Consider the following 19,421-nt stretch of genomic DNA (forward strand, 5'->3'; position numbering starts at 1 on the left):
TAAAACAGACGCGGCCATTTTCTTTAGAAGAGCTTTGGCATGTCCTATTCCTCAGATACCATCTACGCTCTGTCCAGCGGTTCGCTACCCGCAGGTGTTGCTGTTATCAGAATCAGTGGAAGCAAAGCCTTCGAAGCTTCACGAATACTCGTTGGTGCAGAATCACTAACGCCTCGTAAGGCTTCCTTGCGAACGATTCGAAGCCGGAACGGTCAGCCTATCGATCAGGCACTGGTGCTGCATTTTCAGGCGCCCCATTCATTTACCGGTGAAGATTGCGTCGAGCTTCAGGTTCATGGCAGCCGCGCCGTCGTAGCAGCAATTTTTGATATTCTGGAAAGCCAAACTGATTTTCGCCCTGCAGAGGCAGGAGAATTTTCAAAACGGGCTTTTGATAACGGAAAGATGGACCTGCTCGAAGTGGAAGGCCTCGCCGACCTTCTGACGGCAGAAACGGAGATGCAGCGGCGTCTTGCTGTAGAGCAAAGTACGGGAAACCTTTCAAACCTCTATGATGGTTGGGCACACCAACTAACGAGATGCAGAGCGCTTATCGAAGCTGAGCTTGATTTCGCGGATGAAGAAGACGTGCCGGATTCCGTGGCAGAACAAGTGTGGGCCAAGGTCGCTCAATTGGAGCAGGACCTATCAGCGCACATCGAAAGCGGAACAGGCTCTGAAATCATTCGTGATGGCTTCAGAGTGGCTCTCGTCGGCGCGCCGAATGTCGGCAAATCCAGCTTAATGAATGCGCTCAGCGGTCGTGATGTCGCTATCGTTACCGATATTGCAGGCACCACCCGCGATGTTCTGAGCATCGATCTCGATGTTGATGGTTATCTGGTTACGCTGTTTGACACCGCTGGAATTAGAGACACATCTGATATCGTTGAAAAAGAGGGTATCAGACGCGCGACGCTAACCGCCGAAACTGCAAACCTGGTTTTACATTTGTCAGATACCGATTCGTATCCGGAACAAATATGGGAGAGTCAAGCAACCCGTCGTCTTCACACCAAGGCTGACAATATTGGCGTCACCTCATTGAACAGTGATCTCTCGGTGTCCGTTGTGACCGGAGAGGGCCTTCATGAATTAAAGCATCTTATCAAAATAGCTATCGAGCAACAGGTTGGTGGAGCCGCCAGTCTGATGCCGGGACGCAGCCGACACAAAAAACGACTTGAAGAGACGCTAAACTGTGTTAGGGAAGCGCTTGCATCCGAAGGCATGGAACTTGCCATTCGGTCGGAGTATCTTAGGCTCGCCGCGACGTCGCTTGGACGCATCACAGGCAGAGTAGATGTCGAGGATTTACTCGGCGTCATTTTCTCTGAATTCTGCATTGGCAAATGATTCACGTGAAACATTCGGTGTAACTGCACCTTTCGTTTAAGCTTGGAAGTTCGATGGTTTACGATGTCGTCGTTATCGGTGGTGGACATGCAGGTAGTGAAGCGGCTTCCGCTTCTGCGCGTTATGGCGCACGCACTGCGCTGATTACACATAAGCGAGAAACGATTGGTGTTATGTCCTGTAATCCGGCCATCGGAGGTCTGGGCAAGGGACATCTCGTTCGGGAAATTGACGCACTGGACGGGCTGATGGGTCGCGTCGCGGATGCTGGTGGAATCCAGTTTCGGATGCTGAACCGAAAAAAGGGGCCTGCTGTGCGCGGCCCAAGGACCCAGGCTGATCGCAGGCTCTACAAAGAAGCAATGCAGACTGAAATCCATGCGATAGCAAATCTCGATATTATCGAAGGCGATGCGTTCGACATCGAAATACAGAATGATACCGTGAAAGCGGTGATCATGGCAGATGGTCGCCGTATACCCTGTGGAGCTGTCGTTCTAACAACAGGCACCTTTCTAAGGGGCCTTATTCATATCGGTTCCGAAAAGATTCCTGCCGGTCGAGTTGGGGAGGCTCCTTCACTTGGTTTGTCTCAGACAATGATGCGAGCCGGTTTGATGCTTGGCCGCTTGAAGACGGGTACTCCTGCACGGCTGGACGGGAGAACGATAGATTGGTCATCAGTGGAGAAGCAGGGTCCTGACGAAGATCCGGTCCCGTTCTCGTTCATGACGGATAAAATCACCAACGAACAAATCGACTGCGGGGTCACGCGGACGACGCCAGCAGGCCATAAAATCATTCAGGACAATATACACCTGTCGGCTATGTATTCCGGACAGATCGAAGGTGTCGGTCCCCGTTATTGCCCGTCGATCGAAGACAAGATCGTTCGATTTGGTGAGCGCGACGGTCACCAGATTTTCTTGGAACCAGAGGGACTGGACGATCATACGATCTACCCGAATGGAATATCAACGTCCCTACCCGCCGAGGTTCAGGAAGCATTTATTCATACGATTCCCGGCTTGGAGAATGTGACAATCATCCAGCCCGGCTACGCAATCGAATATGATTACGTCGACCCCCGCGAACTAAAGCCTTCCTTGGAATGCAAAAAAATACCGGGACTTTTTCTGGCAGGCCAAATCAATGGCACAACGGGCTATGAAGAGGCCGCAGCGCAGGGACTGGTCGCTGGTCTAAACGCTGCTCGATTATCCGCTGCGACCGATGCTTACATCTTCAGTCGCACAGAATCCTATATCGGAGTGATGATTGACGACCTCACGTCAAAGGGTGTGACTGAACCCTATCGGATGTTCACGTCACGTGCGGAGTACCGGCTTTCGCTCCGCGTCGATAATGCGGATCTTCGGCTTACGCCGGTTGGCCTTAACGTCGGATTGGTTGAGCGGCAGCGAGCTGGTAAGTTTGCTTCTTACATGGCTGCGCTCGAAGCGGGCCGTGATACGTTGAGGTCACTTGCGATTACACCGACTCAAGCTTTGAAGCAGGGATTGAAACTCAATCAGGACGGTCAAAAGCGTAGCGCCTATGAGCTTTTGGCGTATCCCGAGATGTACCTCGAGACCCTTAAGCCGATTTGGCCGCAGCTAAGTTTGCTTGAACCCCGGGTCGCTGAGGTTCTCGAAATCGAAGCCAGTTACGCTGTTTACATGCAGAGACAAAATGCGGATATCATCGATATCAAGAGAGATGAGGATCGCATTATCCCAGATGATTTTGATTTTCAGGCTTTATCAGGTCTATCGAATGAGCTGAAACAGAAGCTTTTGGCGGCGAAACCGAGAAACATTGCTCAGGCATCGCGGTTAGACGGCATGACACCGGCTGCTATTTCACTCGTTCTTGCTTTGGTGAAGAAAGGGACTTATACGCGTAGCGAGACATTACGCGTACATCCCTAACGAGTCCCAACATGAAGATAAACGGCCAAAGTGTTTCACGTGAAACACATGAGCGGCTTGAGCATTTCGTTGAACTTTTCAAGAAATGGAATGCCACTACAAATCTCGTCGCTCCTTCTACTTTAAGCGATCTATGGTCTCGCCATGTTGCGGATAGTGCCCAGATATTTCAACTTAATCCCCGTCCGCTGACATGGGCGGACCTTGGCAGTGGGGGCGGTTTTCCGGGCGTAATCACCGCGATTTTCTTGGCGGAACTAGGCGGGGGTTGGGTTCATCTTGTTGAGAGCAATCACAAGAAGGCCGGCTTCTTAAGGGTCGCACTGGCCGAAACGGGCGCAAGGGGCAGTGTCCATCCAATCCGCATTGAAGGTGCACCGGACGTTGTTGGGCGTTGTGATGCTGTATCGGCCCGGGCGCTGGCAGACCTTGATTTGCTGTTTCAATACATACATCCATGGGCACAATTGAATTCTGAAATGCGCGCTTATCTCAATAAAGGCCGGGATTATGAAGCCGAGATAGCGAAAGCCCGTGGTCGTTGGAACTTTGATCTGTTAAAACATCAAAGTGCTGTCGAAGCGAGTTCAGTGGTCCTGGAGATCAGTAACCTCGCCTCGAAGAGCTGATCAATGAAGCCAGGTGCGGCATGATGTTTGAAAAAAACCGGATTATCACAATCGCGAATCAAAAGGGCGGCGTCGGTAAGACGACGACGGCGATTAATCTCGCAACCGCGTTGGCCGCGATTGGTGAACGAGTGCTTGTCGTTGACCTTGATCCACAAGGCAATGCCAGCACCGGCTTGGGAATCGATCGTCGTGAGAGGAAGATGTCTTCCTACGATCTGTTGATTGGCGCTCATTCCGTTGCTGAAGTCGTGGTGCCGACCGCAGTACCGAATCTCGATATCATTCCGTCTACAATGGACCTGCTTGGCTTTGAGATGGAAGTTGCCAACGCGTCCAATCGCGTTTTTCTGTTGCGCAATGCTTTGCAGAGCAACGAGGCGCTTGCCTATTCGTACGTCCTTCTGGACTGCCCCCCTTCGTTCAACCTCTTAACGATGAACGCGATGGCTGCCGCGCATTCCGTGCTTGTACCTCTCCAGTGCGAATTCTTCGCGTTAGAAGGGTTGAGCCAGCTGCTAGATACGGTCAACCAGATCAGAGGCACCGTCAATCCGGCGCTCGATATTCAGGGTATCGTTTTGACGATGTTCGACTCGCGCAACAATCTTGCTCAGCAAGTCGTAAGTGATGTTCGAACGCATCTGGGCGAGAAGGTCTATCACACTCTGATCCCCCGGAACGTACGCGTTTCCGAAGCGCCGTCCTATGGCAAGCCTGCCATTCTTTACGATTTGAAATGCGCGGGTAGTCAGGCGTACCTGCAATTGGCATCAGAAGTCATTCAGCGCGAGCGACTGCGCAAGGCCGCCTGAAGATTTGGCCTGAAGACTTGGATTGCATGGAGTAATTTATGAGTGACGATCTCTCTAAGCGCCGCCTCGGCCGCGGCTTGGCTGCTCTTATCGGCGAAATGGATCAGCCCCTGCCGGTTGGCGAGCCGCAGAAGGCGGTAAGCCCTGATAGAACCGTTCCTATTGAATTCATCGCACGAAGTGCGCGTAACCCGCGCCGTCATTTCGATGAAAATGAACTTCAGGATCTCGCTGCATCGATCCGTCAGCATGGTATCGTGCAGCCAGTCGTCGTCCGCACGGTTGGCCAGAATCGCTTTGAGATCATTGCGGGTGAGCGCCGCTGGCGTGCTGCGCAGTTGGCTGGCTTTACGGAAGTGCCGGTCATCGTTCGCGATGTCGATGATCGCACGGCATTGGAGCTGGCGATTGTTGAAAACGTCCAGCGATCCGACCTTAATCCTCTCGAAGAAGCGCTGGGTTACGAGCAGCTGATTGCCGAGCACGGATATACGCAGAATGATCTCGGTGAGATTATTGGCAAGAGCCGCAGCCATGTTGCCAATAGTTTGCGGCTTCTCAAGCTTCCGGATCCAGTACGAGACATGCTGTCGGAAGGTTCGTTGTCTGCAGGCCATGCGCGCGCTCTGGTGTCGACTTCTGATCCTACCCAACTGGCGAGAACCATTGTTTCGAAAGGTCTTTCAGTTCGCGACGCGGAGCGAATGGCGCAGAGCGACATTCGGGCTCAAATGGATCCGACCCAGCCGCGTAAGTCCGATAGCGAGAAGGACTCCGATACCATCGCGTTGGAAAGAACGTTGTCCGATGCTCTGGGCCTGGATGTAAAGATCAGCCATAAGGGGAATGGCGGCCAGATACGGATCAATTATCGTACACTGGAACAGCTCGAAGCTGTGTGTCGCCTTCTGGAGCAGAAATAGTCCTAACTATTTGTTTTAACAATAAAAAAGCCCCGTTGAAGGGGCTTTTTTATTTTAGAAATCAATCGCACGACCGTTGATCTCATAATCTCCGAACCGAACGGGTTCTGCGCCACCGCGCCCGCCGGTTTCAGGAGGAAGCTTGAGCGCCTCCGCTGCTTGACGGCGCTCTTCCGCTTCCTTCAGGGCGCGCTGCGCAGCAGGCGATATCTTTTTGTTTCCGATATCGGCATTATCGTTGTCAGCGTTTTGCATAGGCGGGCACCTCGTCACGGCATATTGAAAAGCATTTCAGCGTAACCAGATTATAGAAAACTGACCGGCTTGATAAGCCTTGTCGGCCGATTTCACGATTTGACGGAGATTCTGGATGAACCTGATGCGTACCGCCATGCTGTTGGCCTTCATGACAGCCTTGTTCATGGGGGTTGGTTTTCTGATTGGTGGCCGCGGCGGCATGATGATTGCGCTTCTCATCGCCGCAGGCATGAACCTCTTCTCCTACTGGAATTCCGACAAGATGGTCTTGTCCGCCTACCGTGCACAGGAGGTGGATGAGCGCAATGCTCCCGAATTCTTCAATATGATCCGGGATTTGTCTCACAATGCTGGCCTGCCGATGCCCAAGGTCTACGTCTATGATAGCCCGCAGCCTAACGCTTTCGCGACCGGTCGTAATCCTGAAAACGCCGCTGTTGCGGCATCGACGGGTTTGATGGAACGTTTGACGCCACAGGAGGTGGCCGGTGTCATGGCGCATGAACTGGCGCATATCCAGAATCGCGACACGTTGACCATGACGATTACGGCCACGCTTGCGGGTGCGATCTCCATGTTGGGCAATTTCGCCTTCTTTTTTGGCGGTAACAGGGAAAACAATAATCCGCTCGGCTTCATCGGTGTCCTCGTTGCCATGATCGTTGCGCCGCTGGCAGCGATGCTGGTTCAGATGGCAATCAGCCGCACACGCGAATATTCTGCTGATCGCCGCGGCGCAGAGATCTGCGGTAACCCGCTCTGGCTTGCATCCGCGCTTCAGAAAATTGCGGGTGCTGCACAGCAAATCCATAATGACGATGCAGAGCGTAATCCTGCCACTGCTCATATGTTCATTATCAATCCACTGTCAGGCGAACGGATGGACAATCTGTTTTCTACCCATCCCAATACTGAAAACCGTATCGCCGCGCTTCACGCCATGTCGCAGGATCTCGCGCAGCCATCGACCTTCCGCTCTGCAAGTGATAAGCCCGTGCGCAAATCACGTTCCGTTCCCAATGCGGGCTTCGGGCGTGGCGATGATAATGAGCGTAAAGGTCCCTGGTCTTGACATCTTCCGACACCCCTACCCGGCCAAAATTCAAAAAAAGAAAGCCAGCTGTTTCTGATTCAGCTGTTCCAGGTGGGGATTGGAAGCCGGGTCTCTCTGCTCGCATGGCCGCTGTGAAGATCATAGCTGCCGTCATCGACAAGAAGACGTCTCTCGATGGCATGCTCGATGCGGAACATGGCAATCCCTCCTATCGCTCGCTCAGCCTCGCTGACCGCGCTCTCGTCCGGGCGATTATCAACAGTGCGCTCCGCCACCTGCCTCGTATCGAGGCGGCAATCTCGATGATGCTGGATGGGCCTTTGCCACAGGGCGCGCGGTCGCTTCATCACGTTCTCGTCGTTGCCGTTGCGCAGATGCTTTATCTAGATGTGCCCGATCATTCCGCAGTGGATCTGGCAGTCGAGCAGGCGCATCGCGATCCTCGCAACAAGCGTTTCGTTAAGCTCGTCAATGCTGTGCTGCGCAGGCTTGGGCGAGAAAAAGAAGCCGCTATGGAGACGATAGAAGTTATCCCTGTGCTTCCACAATGGTTTCAGGATCGTTTGGTGGCAGCCTACGGTGAGGACGCCGCGGCGCGTATCGCGCAGTCTCAACTCGTTCCCTCCGCTATCGATCTCACCGTCAAGTCAGATCCGGAAGGCTGGGCAAAGAAGCTCAATGGCACTGTATTGCCAAACGGTTCGGTGCGTTTGGGCTCTTTCGAGGGGCAGGTGTCTGCCCTTGAAGGCTTTGTCGAAGGCGAATGGTGGGTACAGGATTTTTCTGCCAGCATGCCTGTGCGGCTGATGGGCGATATCAAGGGGAAACGTGTTGCCGATCTTTGCGCGGCACCGGGCGGTAAGACTGCACAGCTGGTTCTTGCGGGAGCGAAGGTGACTGCTCTGGATCAATCAGGAAACCGATTGAAGCGGCTGAAAGAAAATCTGTCTCGGCTTGGATTCGTTGCCGAAACGGTTGAAGAGAACATGCTTAAGTTCCTGCCGGACGAGTTGTTCGATGCGGTTTTGCTGGATGCCCCATGTTCTTCCACCGGCACCCTGCGCAAGCACCCGGATGTTAGCTGGACGAAAGACGAGAAAGATATTGCCAAGCTGGCGAACCTTCAGGAGCAGATGCTGCGCCATGCTATCGGGCTGGTGAAGTCTGGCGGGTTGGTCGTCTTCTCCAATTGCTCGCTTGATCCGTCCGAAGGTGAGGCAATGGTGGCGCGTGTGCTGGAAAGCGATGCAGGCGTCGAGCGGGTCGCTGTCACGCCTGAGGCCTTGCCGGGTATGGAGATAGCCATCAGTTCTCACGGTGATCTTCGCACGACACCGGATATGTTCGGTGGTGTCGACGGCTTCTATGCCGCTGTGCTTCGCAGACGCTAAGGCGCTACATTCATTTTGACATTTGAACCGGGACGCGTATTCAGCCTCGCGGCTAACCGCGTTACGTCCGTCATTCATTTACAAAATGTGAAGCTTTTCGTGAAACTTTGAATGACTCCTTCATGATGATTTCGCATGCGCGTTCTCTGAAAAAACAAAAATTCCGCGAGGCAGGAAACACAGTTTGGCGAGCTCCCTGAACAATCGTGTCAGCGTGGCGGGCTATTTCATCCGCACGAGCTTCAACCGCGCAATGATCGCGGTTGCGCCTCTGCGTCTGCATCTCCTTCGACTTTCCAATCGCACACCGAGCGGATTGGTCGCCGCACCGACAGATTTGCGCGCAGTCGATCCTTATGTGGCGCAGGAACTCGTATATGGGCGGATATTCCTGGCGGGCCGTATTCTTGAGACTGGCGGTGTTTCGCCATTTCTGCTGGAGATGCCTTCTCCTGCTTTCGAAGAACGACTACACGCCTTTGGATGGCTGCGCCATGTTCGAGCGAGTAAATCAGAAGAGGCCTGCAATCGTGCACGTCTGCATGTTGCGGAATGGATGAGCTTCTATGGCCGTAAAATCGGCGGGCTTGCATGGGCGCCTGAAATGGCGGCTCAGAGGCTGATTTCGTGGCTATCCCACTCCCCCATCATTCTTCAGAAGGCAGATGCGAGTTTTTATCGCCGGTTCCTGAAGTGTATCGGGCTGCATGTTCGCTACCTTAATCTGATCGCGAAATACACGCAGGATGGCGAGGTTCGGCTCAAAATCCGTATAGCACTGGCGATGGCATCAATTTCCATGCCCAACAGCGCGGCAAGGATCGCGCGCTACGGCGCAAAGCTTGACCGGGAAATGGAACGCCAGATTCTTCCAGATGGTGGCCATGTGTCACGCAATCCACGGGTTATTCTCGAGCTGCTTCTGGATTTGTTGCCTCTACGTCAGAGCTACATCAATCTGGGGCATGACGTACCGATAGGGCTTGTGCCAGCCATCGACCGCATGTTCCCCGCCATCCGGTTTTTCCGGCATCAGGATGGTGACCTTGCGTTGTTCAATGGTGCAACGGCGACGCTTGCCAATGAGCTGGCCTCGGTGCTGCGCTACGATGAAACCGCAGGACGCCCCTCCCGGTCGCTGCAGGACATTGCCTATCATCGTCTGGCCGTTGCAGACACGGTCATCATCGTGGACACCGGAAAACCGAGATCCATCGAGCTCTCGCGCAACGCTCATTGCGGTTGTCTTTCGTTTGAGCTCTCGTCGGGTCGCTACAGGTTCATCGTCAATTCCGGCTTTCCTCAATATGCCACGCGGGAGTTTCGACGGGTCAGCAGATCGACGGCCGCGCATTCCACGGTTACGATTGGTGACCGCTCGTCTTCGCGCATTTCACGATCCCGGCTTCTCGGTCCAGTCGTCGTTTCAGGCATTGATGAAATCGAGATACAAAGGGGTGTGGATGAGAAGGGCGCAGACGCGCTTTCTGCATCACATGATGGCTATGTCGCATCTCTTGGTTACGTTCATCAACGCGAGCTGGAGTTGAATGCCACGGGGACAAAGATCAGGGGCAGAGACTGGTTGAGAGCCGATGAGAAGGCGCGCATCCAGCCGGTTGAAGCGATTTCACGATTCCACGTTCATCCCCTAATCGAACTGGTTCAGGAAGATGAAGAAACCGTCGTCATGCGCGCGCCGGATGGAACGACCTGGGCGTTTTCTGCTCCAGCCCGTCAGATAAGTATCGGCGAGGATGTCTTCATGGCGGATGCTTCAGGCATTCGTGCGTCCCTGCAGATCGAAATCGCCTTCGACCTCGCGGAAACGCTAGACATACGCTGGCTGCTCGAGCGGCGGGTGTAAGAGACGTCGCTGTCGCGGATAAAGCTGTTGGCTCTGTTTATTAATCCGTCAAGCTGTGCTAACGCGGCGGCAACCGCCGGGGCGTGTCCGTTTCCGGCTCTTCTCCACGTTTCACGGAGTAATCCCGATGGCTGTCGTTTCCAAGAAAATCCCCGCGCCCGATAAGGTCAAGATTCGTACCGCACTTCTTTCCGTCTCCGACAAGACGGATATTATCGAGCTGGCTGGTGCGCTGGTAAAGCTTGGCGTGAAGCTTTTGTCCACCGGCGGTACGTCCAAGGCGATTGCGGATGCAGGACTGCCGGTCACCGACGTTTCCGATATTACCAAGTTTCCAGAAATCATGGACGGTCGCGTCAAGACGCTGCACCCGAATGTTCACGGCGGTCTTCTGGCCATTCGCGACGATGCGGAGCATCAGGAAGCCATGCGTGCACATGGTATCGAAGGCATCGACCTCTCCATCATCAACCTCTATCCATTTGAGGAGGTGCGCGCAAAGGGTGGCGATTATCCGACCACGGTTGAGAATATCGACATCGGCGGTCCTGCGATGATCCGTGCTTCCGCCAAGAATCATGCCTATGTAACAGTCGTAACCGACCCGACTGACTATCCGGAACTGCTGGAAGCGCTTCAGGCCGATGAAGGCCAGACGACCTATGCGTTGCGGCAGAAATTCGCTGCCAAGGCCTATGCCCGCACCGCGGCCTATGATGCCGTGATTTCCAACTGGTTTGCGGAAGCTCTTGCCATTGAGACGCCGCACTACCGCGCCATTGGCGGCGTGCTAAAAGAAAAGATGCGGTATGGCGAGAACCCGCACCAGAGCGCAGGCTTTTACCTGACTGGCGACAAGCGTCCAGGCGTAGCAACCGCGACGCTGCTTCAGGGCAAACAGCTATCCTACAACAACATCAACGATACGGACGCGGCCTACGAGCTGGTGGCTGAGTTCCTGCCGGAAAACGCACCCGCCGTTGCGATTATCAAGCACGCCAACCCGTGCGGCGTTGCAACCGGCTCCACGCTTCTGGAAGCCTATAAGCGGGCGCTGGCCTGCGATCCGGTATCGGCTTTCGGTGGCGTCATTGCCTTGAACCAGACGCTTGATGCGGAGACGGCGGAAGAGATCATCCAGCTCTTTACCGAGGTCATCATCGCGCCGGATGTGACGGAAGAAGCCAAGGCTGTCGTTGCGCGCAAGCCGAACCTGCGCCTCCTGTCTGCCGGTGGCCTTCCCGATCCACGCGCGGCGGGTATCACCGCCAAAACGGTTTCGGGCGGTCTGCTCGTGCAAAGCCGTGACAACGGCATGGTCGAAGACCTTGATCTCAAGGTCGTCACTAAGCGTGCTCCAAGCGCGCAGGAACTTGAAGACATGAAGTTCGCCTTCAAGATTGCTAAACACGTCAAATCGAATGCCGTCATCTATGCCAAGGACGGACAGACGGCGGGTATCGGCGCCGGACAGATGAGCCGTGTCGACTCCGCGCGCATCGCGGCGCAGAAGGCTGAAGATGCCGCCAAGGCCATGGGGCTTGCCGAGCCGCTGACGAAGGGCTCCGCCGTTGCCTCCGAGGCCTTCTATCCATTCGCCGATGGTCTTCTCGCTGCCATCGCTGCCGGTGCAACAGCCGTTATCCAGCCGGGTGGCTCGATGCGGGATCAGGAAGTGATCGACGCTGCTAACGAGCATAATGTTGCTATGGTCTTTACCGGAATGCGCCACTTCCGGCACTAAGATGTGATCAAGCGTCGCGGTTTCGACCCGCGGCGCTTCTTCAATCTTGGTTCTCCTCGGGTTCGCCCGAGGAGGATTGTTTAGACGTCTCTATACTCGTCTGGAGACGTTTCACGTGAGACAAGCTCACGTTACCGCGCCTACCTGCCACGGCACGAATTCATTGTCGCCATAGTCATAGATTTCGCTGACGGTCTTGTCGCCAGAAGCCACCGCGATAATGTGTTCGAAAATCCGTTTGCCGGATTCTTCGATTGTCTCGGCACCGGTAACGATCTCACCGCAATTGATGTCCATGTCTTCCTTCATGTGCTCATACATTTCGGAATTCGTGGCGATCTTGATGCAGGGCGCGGGCTTGAAGCCGGAGACGGAGCCGCGACCAGTGGTGAAACAGATGACATTGCAGCCTCCTGCAACCTGCCCCGTCACGGCAACGGGATCGTAGCCGGGGGTATCCATGAATACGAAGCCGGATTCTGTGACGGTTTCCGCGAATTCATAGACGGCCTTCAGCGGCATCGAGCCGCCCTTGGCGACAGCGCCCAGAGACTTCTCCAAAATGGTGGTGAGGCCGCCCAGCTTGTTGCCATGCGAGGGGTTGTTGTTCAGTTCGTCACCGTTTCTGGCGGTATAATCGCGCCACCAGTCGATGCGTTGCAACAGCTTTTCGGCGACGGCTGGCGTCACGGCGCGCTTCGTCAGAAGATGCTCCGCACCATAGATTTCAGGCGTTTCCGAAAGAACGGTCGTTCCGCCGTTGCGAACGATGAGGTCTGAAGCATAGCCGAGCGCGGGATTGGCGGAAATGCCGGAGTAGCCGTCTGAACCGCCGCATTCCAGCGCGATCTTCAACTTCGATAGGGGCTGTTCAGTCCGCTCGGCTGCGTTGACGGCGGGCAGCATCTCCTTGATGTTGGCGATGGCCGCTTCGATGGTCTTGCGCGTGCCACCATGCTGCTGGATGGTCATGGTGCGAAGGCGATCACCCTCTTCTATTTTGTAATGTTCGAGGATGGGCGCGATCTGGTTCGTTTCGCAGCCAAGGCCGATCAGCAGAATGCCGCCGAAATTGGGATGCCGTGCATAGCCCTGGATTGTGCGGATCAGCAGGCGATAGCCTTCCGACTTGGTGTTCAGCGCGCAGCCGCCGCCATGGGTTAGCGCCACGACGCCATCCACATTTTCGAAACCGTCCAGCCCGCCTTCCTTGTTGAAGTAATCGGCAATGTAGCGGGAGACGGTGGCGGAACAGTTTACCGAAGCGATGACGCCGATATAGTTGCGCGTACCAACGCCTCCTGCTCCGCGATCGAAGCCCATGAAAGTCCGGCGTTCTGCTTCCGGCAGCATGCCTCTTTCTTCGATGTCGGTGCTGAACTGATGCGCATGTTCGGACGGCACCATTGCGAGATTGTGCAGGTGCACATGGCGACCGGGCTCGATGTCCTGCGTGGCGATGCCGATGACCTGGCCGTATTTCAGCACTTCCTCGCCGGATTTGATCGGCTTCAGCGCAACCTTGTGGCCACGGCCAATCAGGTCGAGCGCTTTGAGGTCTCCCCGCCCTGTCTCGCTACCCGCTTTTATCGAGCGGCGCGCAACGGCCACGTTGTCATTGGCATTCAGCAGAATGGTTGCTTCGGTATTCTCAGTCACAAATGTCCTCCTCCCGACATGCCTGCCGAGGCATTTCTTGATTATTTATCGATCCAGCGCCGTCTCGAGCTTTCCAGATGAATATGCATGGCCGCCTGCGCAAGCAGTGGATCCTTTGCCTCGAGCGCGGCCAGAATGGCCTCGTGCTCCTGAAGGGCGAAGGCCCATGTGTCCTTGTCCTCGAACTTCACGCGCAATTGCGCCGAGATGGGGCTATGCCGCTCATCGAAGAGATCAGCCACAAGCCGGGCCAGCACGCTGTTGCCGGATTGTTCGGCGATGATGGTGTGAAACTTCCGGTCCTGATCGAGCGGCTTGCGACCAGCTTCGATATCGCCGCGCATCTCGTCCAGATTGGAGCGAAGCGCGGAAAGGGCTGCGGCATCGATGCGGCTTGCCGCAAGCAGAATGGTTGCGCCTTCCAGCGTCGAGCGCGCCTGCATCAGTTCCGATGGACTTTCGCCAAGGGATTTGGTGCGCGTCGGCTGCGATCCCTGTTCCGGGAGAACATAGACGCCGGAGCCCATTCGGATATCGACGCTGCCATCGATTTCAAGCGCGATCAGCGCTTCGCGCAACGAAGGTCGTGAGACGCCCAGTTTCTGCGCCAGCTCGCGCTCCGCGGGCAGACGTGTGCCCGGCTGAAACTCTCCGCCTTCGATAAGCTCGCGGATTTGATCGGCGACCTGCTGATACAGCCTGCGGGGTTCGATGATTTTGGCCTGACCATTCATGGATTATGCGCGACAGCCTGTTCGAGTTAAGGATTTGGCCTTACCGTATCGCCAAGCTGACATCTTGGCAAAGCAATATTATAGTTCATTGAAAAAACTATAGTAATTGCTATTTTCAACAAAGCTGTTTTAGCTCGCTACGGAAAATCCTCTCTCAAAAATCTTTAATTGGCTTGACCAAGATAAAAATGCGGCCTAACCATTTCGCCATTCGCAGCGCTCTGGGAGGAGACCGGGCGCGTTTTGGGAGGAGCGGATGGCGCAAGGCGCATCGACTATTTCGAGCCATGATGGCGTCCGCCGGAAGCCGCGCGAGCAATCGCGGGTGCTTCTTAGGCTGGACAATATCAGCAAGGAATTTCCCGGCGTCAAAGCGCTGAGCGATGTGCATTTCGATCTGCGCGCCGGTGAAGTTCACGCCGTCTGCGGTGAGAACGGAGCCGGTAAGTCTACGCTGATGAAGATCGTCAGTGGCGTCTACCAGCCCACCAGCGGTACGATCCTCCACAAAGGTCAGCAGGTCGAATATGCCTCGCCGCTGGAATCGGAAGCGGCTGGCATCGCGATCATCCATCAGGAACTCAACCTCGTCCCGCATTTGAGCGTTGCCGAGAATATCTATCTGGCCCGTGAGCCAAGAAAAGGCTTTCTGGTTGACCGGAAGAAGCTGCGCGCCGATGCGAAGCGCTGTCTCGACCGCCTCGGCATCGATCTCGATCCCGACCGCCTGGTTCGCGGGCTTTCGGTCGCGCAGTGCCAGATGGTCGAAATAGCCAAGGCGCTGTCTCTCGATGCCGAAGTTCTCATCATGGACGAGCCGACATCTTCGCTGACCGAGCAGGAGACGCGGCTGCTGTTCAAGGTCATTCGCGATCTCAAGGCATCCGGCGTCGGCGTCGTCTATATCTCGCACCGTCTGGATGAGATGGCGGAAATTGTCGACCGCGTGACCGTGCTGCGCGACGGGCGCTATATTTCGACGGATGATTTCAGCGCCATCACGGTGGACGATATCGTAACCCGGATGGTCGGTCGGTCGCTGGAAGAGAAATTTCCGGAGCGGACATCCGTGCCGAGTGACGAGGTGATCTTCTCGGTAAAAGGACTGACGCGGACCGGCGTGTTCAATGACGTGAGCTTCGAGTTGCGCCGTGGCGAAATCTTAGGCTTTGCAGGCCTTATGGGCGCCGGGCGAACGGAAGTTGCCCGTGCCATTTTCGGCGCGGATGCCTTCGATGCAGGCACCATCACGTTCGAAGGCCGCGAGCTTTCGATTAAATCGCCGCAGGATGCTATCGAACAGGGCATCGCCTATCTTTCCGAGGATAGAAAGAGCGATGGCCTTGCGATCAAGATGTCAGTGGCTGCGAATACATCGCTTGCCAATATGGACGAGGTTTCCAACCGCTTCGGCCTGATCGATTTCAAGAAGCACGACGAGGTGGCCAAGCGCTACGTTGATCTTCTCAATATCCGCACGCCGTCGATCAAGCAGACGGTTCGGCTGCTTTCCGGTGGAAACCAGCAGAAGATCATTATCGGCAAATGGCTGTTCCGGCAGTCGCGCGTGCTGTTCTTCGATGAGCCGACGCGCGGCATTGATGTCGGGGCGAAATTCGCGATCTACAAGATCATGGACGAGCTGGCCGCACGCGGCATCGGCGTCATTCTCATCAGTTCGGAACTGCCCGAAGTGCTGGGGCTGACGGATCGTATCGCCGTCTTCCACGAGGGAACGATTACCGGCGTGGTCGAGACGGCCAAGACCAATCAGGAAGAAATCATGCGCTATGCCTCGGGCTATAGCCGCAAGGCGCAATGAGGTGAGACATGGCGAATATCGCAGAAACGTCGAAAAGCTTTAAGTTCAACGACCGGCAGAAGGACATCATCCAGAAGTTCGCCGCGCTCGGCAGCCTTGTGGTGCTGACCATGGTGTTTTCCGCTACCAGCAGCGCCTTCTTCACAGTCAACAATGCCATGACGATTGCGCTTCAGGTGACTTCCATTGCGCTTCTCGGCATCGGCGCCACCTGCGTCATTATCACCGGCGGTATCGATCTTTCCGTGGGTTCCGTGCTGGCGCTGTCCGGTGTGGTTGCCGCGCTTGCCGTGAAAGAACTCGGAATGCCGGTGCCTGTCGGCATGTTGCTCGGCATTTTCACGGGCTCGCTCTGCGGCCTCATCAACGGCCTGCTGGTCACCCGTTTCAAGCTGCCGCCCTTCATCGCCACGCTTGGAATGATGCTGATTGCACGGGGCGTCGCGCTTCAGATTACGGGTGCGCGCGCGGTTTCCGGGCTTGGCGAATCCTTTGGTGAGCTGGGTAATGGTGCACTGTTCAAGGTCGTCACGATTGGTGATGACGGTTTTCCGAATGTTGCCTTTCCGGGCATCCCCTACCCCGTCATTCTCATGATCGTCATCGCGGTTGCCGTGTCCTTCATGCTGAACCGCTCGGTTCTAGGCCGCCACATCTATGCGGTGGGTTCGAATGCGGAAGCGGCACGCCTTTCCGGCGTCAACGTCGCCCGGGTCACGAATTTTACATACATTCTGTCTGGCACGCTGGCTGGCCTGACCGGCTGCGTGCTGATGTCTCGCCTTGTCACGGCCCAGCCGAATGAGGGCGTGATGTATGAACTTGATGCCATTGCCAGTGCCGTCATCGGCGGAACGTCGCTGATCGGCGGTGTGGGCACGATTTCCGGCACATTCATCGGTGCCTTCGTGATCGGAATCTTACGCAACGGCCTCAACATGAATGGCGTCTCCGCCTTCACTCAACAGATCATCATTGGCCTCGTCATTCTGGGCACGGTGTGGATCGACCAGCTGCGCAACCGCCGCTGATCGACTCAAGGTTTCAAGAAAAGGGTGCGGACCCTATCCGCGGGATAGCCGGCATTGGGAAGAGGAGCTCTCGCAGTGCAGGCACATTGGAGGAAGACATGAAGAAACTTGCGACTGCCCTTTTGACCTCCGCCATTGCGCTGTGGAGCGTTTCCACGGTTCAGGCTGGCGAAATCGCCGTCATCGTGAAAACCGTCAACTCGACTTTCTGGCAGAACGTCCAGAAGGGCGCGGATGCGGCGATGAAGAATTCGTCCGGCAACACCATGACCTTCCAGGGCCCGGCCTCTGAATCGGCCATCGCCGATCAGGTCAACATGGTCGAAAACGCGGTCAACCGTAAGGTTGCCGGTATCGTTCTTGCGCCGTCCGACCCGGATGCGCTGGTGCCTGCCGTTAAGAAGGCTTGGGAAGCCCGTATTCCGGTGGTGATCGTGGACTCGCAGCTCGCCAAGGGAGCCGAGCAATATTACCAGTCCTTCCTTGCAACCGATAACAAGAAGGCCGGTGAGCTTGCCGCTCAGGCCCTGATCGACAAGGTCGGTAAGGAAGGCAAGATCGCGGTCATGTCTTATGTGGCCGGTGCCGGTTCGGAAATCGGTCGCGTCGGCGGCTTTACCGATTACATCAAGGCGAACTCGAAGCTCCAGATCGTCGGTCCGTTCTATTCCCAGTCGCAGATGGCGACCGCGCTTAACCAGACCACCGACGTTCTGGCCGCCAATTCCGACCTCAAGGGCATCTTCGGCGCCAATGAGCCGACGGCTATCGGCGTTGGCCGTGCACTGGCTCAATCCGGCAAGGCTGGCAAGGTCGTCGCCATCGGCTTCGACGGCAATCAGGATCTCCAGAACTTCGTCAAGGACGGCACGCTTGCCGGCATCGTCGTTCAGGGCTCCTATCAGATGGGTGAGAAGGGCGTCGAAACCGTCACCAAGCTCATCAAGAAGGAAAAGGTCGAGAAGTTCGTCGATACCGGCGTCGTGGTCGTGACCAAGGACAACATCGACAAGCCGGAAGCGAAGAACGTTCTGTACTGAGTTGTACCCATTGCCTCCGTCATCCTCGGGCTTGTCCCGAGGATCCATTGCGGTCTCATTCGGTCCGGCGTGAGTGGATCCTCGGCTCAAGGCCGAGGATGACGAAGAGAGAACCGCAACCAACCCATCTGCAAATTCTGAAAGCGATTGCCATGAAAGTCTCCGAGAAACGCAAACTGCCACGCCGCGATGTCGAAGTGACTGTGATGGGTCTCGGCTGCGCCCAGATGGGCAATCTCTATCGCCTGACCCCCTACGAGGAATCCAAGGGGGCCTTCGATACGGCGTGGGCCAGCGGCATGCGCTATTTCGACACTGCGCCGTTCTATGGCTACACGCGCTCGGAGCGTCGGCTCGGTACGATGGTAACGGAGCATGACCGCAGCGAATATACGCTGAGCACCAAAGTCGGGCGCGTCATGGTGCCGGATGAGACGGTTGGACCTGAGGAAGACGCCTACGTCGCGCCCCTGCCCTTCCGTCCACGTTACGATTATTCGCATGATGGCATCATGCGCTCTTTCGAGGCGAGTCAGCAGCGGCTGGGTATCCTCCAGCCTGACATTCTCTATATCCACGATATCGGCCCCTTCACCCATGGCGAAAAGCACCAGCATTACTGGGATCAGCTGACATCGGGCGGCGGGTTCAAGGCGCTGGACAGGCTGCGGTCCGAAGGGTCCACGAAGGCCGTAGGTCTTGGCGTCAACGAGTGGGAAGTCGTGCGCGACGCGATGGATGAATTCGATATCGATGTCGCCATGCTTGCAGGCCGTTACACGCTGCTGGAGCAGCAGAGCCTCGGTTTCATGAACACCTGCGCCGAAAAGGGTGTCGGCATCGTCGTGGCTGGCGCGTTCAATTCAGGCATTCTGGCGGGCAATCGCAAGTTCAATTATGCCGATGCCCCTGCGGACATGCTAGCGCGCGTCGATGCGCTGCACGATGTCTGTGAAGAACTTGGCGTTTCCCTGCGAGCGGCGGCGTTGCAGTTTCCGCTTGCGCATCCGGCCTCGGTTACGGTCGTCTCCGGCGCGCGCAATGCCGAGCAGCTTTCCTCCAATATCGATTGGTTCGAGCAGCAGATTCCGGCTGAGTTCTGGAGCGAATTGCAAAGGCGTGGACTGATTTCAGACGGCGCGCCAGTACCGGGCAATGAGGGCTGAG

At 55.8% G+C, this 19,421-nt stretch carries 16 protein-coding genes; 13 read left to right on the plus strand and 3 right to left on the minus strand.

The features are described 5' to 3' along the window. Nucleotides 1-39: 39 nt before the first annotated feature. Genes mnmE through CFBP5473_RS01265 form a run of 5 tightly spaced genes read left to right on the plus strand, consistent with a single transcriptional unit; the run spans nucleotide 40 to nucleotide 5,654 of the window. Nucleotides 40-1,356 carry a tRNA uridine-5-carboxymethylaminomethyl(34) synthesis GTPase MnmE gene (mnmE, locus tag CFBP5473_RS01245; protein ID WP_027673491.1) on the plus strand — a complete coding sequence of 439 codons (1,317 nt, stop codon included), beginning with the start codon at nucleotides 40-42 and terminating at the stop codon, nucleotides 1,354-1,356. A 53-nt stretch (nucleotides 1,357-1,409) separates the two neighbouring features. Continuing rightward, nucleotides 1,410-3,287 carry a tRNA uridine-5-carboxymethylaminomethyl(34) synthesis enzyme MnmG gene (mnmG, locus tag CFBP5473_RS01250; protein WP_027673492.1) on the plus strand — a complete coding sequence of 626 codons (1,878 nt, stop codon included), beginning with the start codon at nucleotides 1,410-1,412 and terminating at the stop codon, nucleotides 3,285-3,287. Between the two features lie 11 nt (nucleotides 3,288-3,298). Beyond that, the gene (gene rsmG / locus CFBP5473_RS01255) at nucleotides 3,299-3,916 is read left to right on the plus strand and encodes a 16S rRNA (guanine(527)-N(7))-methyltransferase RsmG (RefSeq protein WP_027673493.1); all 618 of its coding nucleotides are present in this window, start codon (nucleotides 3,299-3,301) and stop codon (nucleotides 3,914-3,916) included. 20 nt (nucleotides 3,917-3,936) lie between these two features. Then, nucleotides 3,937-4,731, plus strand: a complete 795-nt coding sequence (locus tag CFBP5473_RS01260; protein WP_027673494.1) for a ParA family protein — start codon at nucleotides 3,937-3,939, stop codon at nucleotides 4,729-4,731. Nucleotides 4,732-4,769: 38 nt separating this feature from the next. Continuing rightward, a complete protein-coding gene (locus CFBP5473_RS01265) occupies nucleotides 4,770-5,654 on the plus strand; it encodes a ParB/RepB/Spo0J family partition protein (RefSeq protein ID WP_027673495.1) in 885 nt (294 codons plus the stop codon). A 54-nt stretch (nucleotides 5,655-5,708) separates the two neighbouring features. Here CFBP5473_RS01265 and CFBP5473_RS01270 read toward each other — a convergent pair whose 3' ends face one another. Then, on the minus strand, nucleotides 5,709-5,909 hold the full coding sequence (locus CFBP5473_RS01270) for a DUF1674 domain-containing protein (protein ID WP_027673496.1): 201 nt from the start codon (nucleotides 5,907-5,909) through the stop codon (nucleotides 5,709-5,711). A gap of 115 nt (nucleotides 5,910-6,024) precedes the next feature. On the opposite strand from CFBP5473_RS01270, the gene htpX reads away from it, so the two are divergent. The 4 genes from htpX to purH all read left to right on the plus strand — a co-directional run bounded on the left by htpX (nucleotide 6,025) and on the right by purH (nucleotide 11,968). Next, nucleotides 6,025-6,984 (plus strand): zinc metalloprotease HtpX, encoded by a 960-nt coding sequence (gene htpX, locus CFBP5473_RS01275; protein WP_027673497.1) that lies wholly within the window; start codon nucleotides 6,025-6,027, stop codon nucleotides 6,982-6,984. Nucleotides 6,985-7,088: 104 nt separating this feature from the next. Continuing rightward, nucleotides 7,089-8,357: an RsmB/NOP family class I SAM-dependent RNA methyltransferase gene (locus tag CFBP5473_RS01280; RefSeq protein WP_234881768.1), complete on the plus strand. Its 1,269-nt coding sequence runs from the start codon at nucleotides 7,089-7,091 to the stop codon at nucleotides 8,355-8,357. A 184-nt stretch (nucleotides 8,358-8,541) separates the two neighbouring features. Beyond that, nucleotides 8,542-10,224, plus strand: a complete 1,683-nt coding sequence (locus tag CFBP5473_RS01285) for a heparinase II/III family protein (protein ID WP_413228959.1) — start codon at nucleotides 8,542-8,544, stop codon at nucleotides 10,222-10,224. Between the two features lie 127 nt (nucleotides 10,225-10,351). Next, nucleotides 10,352-11,968, plus strand: a complete 1,617-nt coding sequence (purH, locus tag CFBP5473_RS01290) for a bifunctional phosphoribosylaminoimidazolecarboxamide formyltransferase/IMP cyclohydrolase (RefSeq protein WP_027673500.1) — start codon at nucleotides 10,352-10,354, stop codon at nucleotides 11,966-11,968. A 126-nt stretch (nucleotides 11,969-12,094) separates the two neighbouring features. Here purH and CFBP5473_RS01295 read toward each other — a convergent pair whose 3' ends face one another. Then, the gene (locus tag CFBP5473_RS01295) at nucleotides 12,095-13,627 is read right to left on the minus strand and encodes a UxaA family hydrolase (protein ID WP_027673501.1); all 1,533 of its coding nucleotides are present in this window, start codon (nucleotides 13,625-13,627) and stop codon (nucleotides 12,095-12,097) included. A gap of 41 nt (nucleotides 13,628-13,668) precedes the next feature. Beyond that, on the minus strand, nucleotides 13,669-14,361 hold the full coding sequence (locus tag CFBP5473_RS01300; RefSeq protein WP_027673502.1) for a FadR/GntR family transcriptional regulator: 693 nt from the start codon (nucleotides 14,359-14,361) through the stop codon (nucleotides 13,669-13,671). Nucleotides 14,362-14,617: 256 nt separating this feature from the next. On the opposite strand from CFBP5473_RS01300, the gene CFBP5473_RS01305 reads away from it, so the two are divergent. The 4 genes from CFBP5473_RS01305 (at nucleotide 14,618) to CFBP5473_RS01320 (ending at nucleotide 19,420) form a co-directional block, all read left to right on the plus strand. Then, on the plus strand, nucleotides 14,618-16,183 hold the full coding sequence (locus CFBP5473_RS01305) for a sugar ABC transporter ATP-binding protein (protein ID WP_027673503.1): 1,566 nt from the start codon (nucleotides 14,618-14,620) through the stop codon (nucleotides 16,181-16,183). Nucleotides 16,184-16,191: 8 nt separating this feature from the next. Further along, nucleotides 16,192-17,214: an ABC transporter permease gene (locus tag CFBP5473_RS01310; protein WP_027673504.1), complete on the plus strand. Its 1,023-nt coding sequence runs from the start codon at nucleotides 16,192-16,194 to the stop codon at nucleotides 17,212-17,214. Nucleotides 17,215-17,312: 98 nt separating this feature from the next. Further along, nucleotides 17,313-18,254 carry an ABC transporter substrate-binding protein gene (locus CFBP5473_RS01315; RefSeq protein ID WP_027673505.1) on the plus strand — a complete coding sequence of 314 codons (942 nt, stop codon included), beginning with the start codon at nucleotides 17,313-17,315 and terminating at the stop codon, nucleotides 18,252-18,254. Between the two features lie 152 nt (nucleotides 18,255-18,406). Beyond that, nucleotides 18,407-19,420 (plus strand): aldo/keto reductase, encoded by a 1,014-nt coding sequence (locus CFBP5473_RS01320; RefSeq protein ID WP_027673506.1) that lies wholly within the window; start codon nucleotides 18,407-18,409, stop codon nucleotides 19,418-19,420. Nucleotide 19,421 lies beyond the last annotated feature (1 nt).

Origin of the sequence: Agrobacterium larrymoorei (genome assembly GCF_005145045.1) — a bacterium.
GTDB classification, from domain to species: Bacteria; Pseudomonadota; Alphaproteobacteria; order Rhizobiales; family Rhizobiaceae; genus Agrobacterium; species Agrobacterium larrymoorei.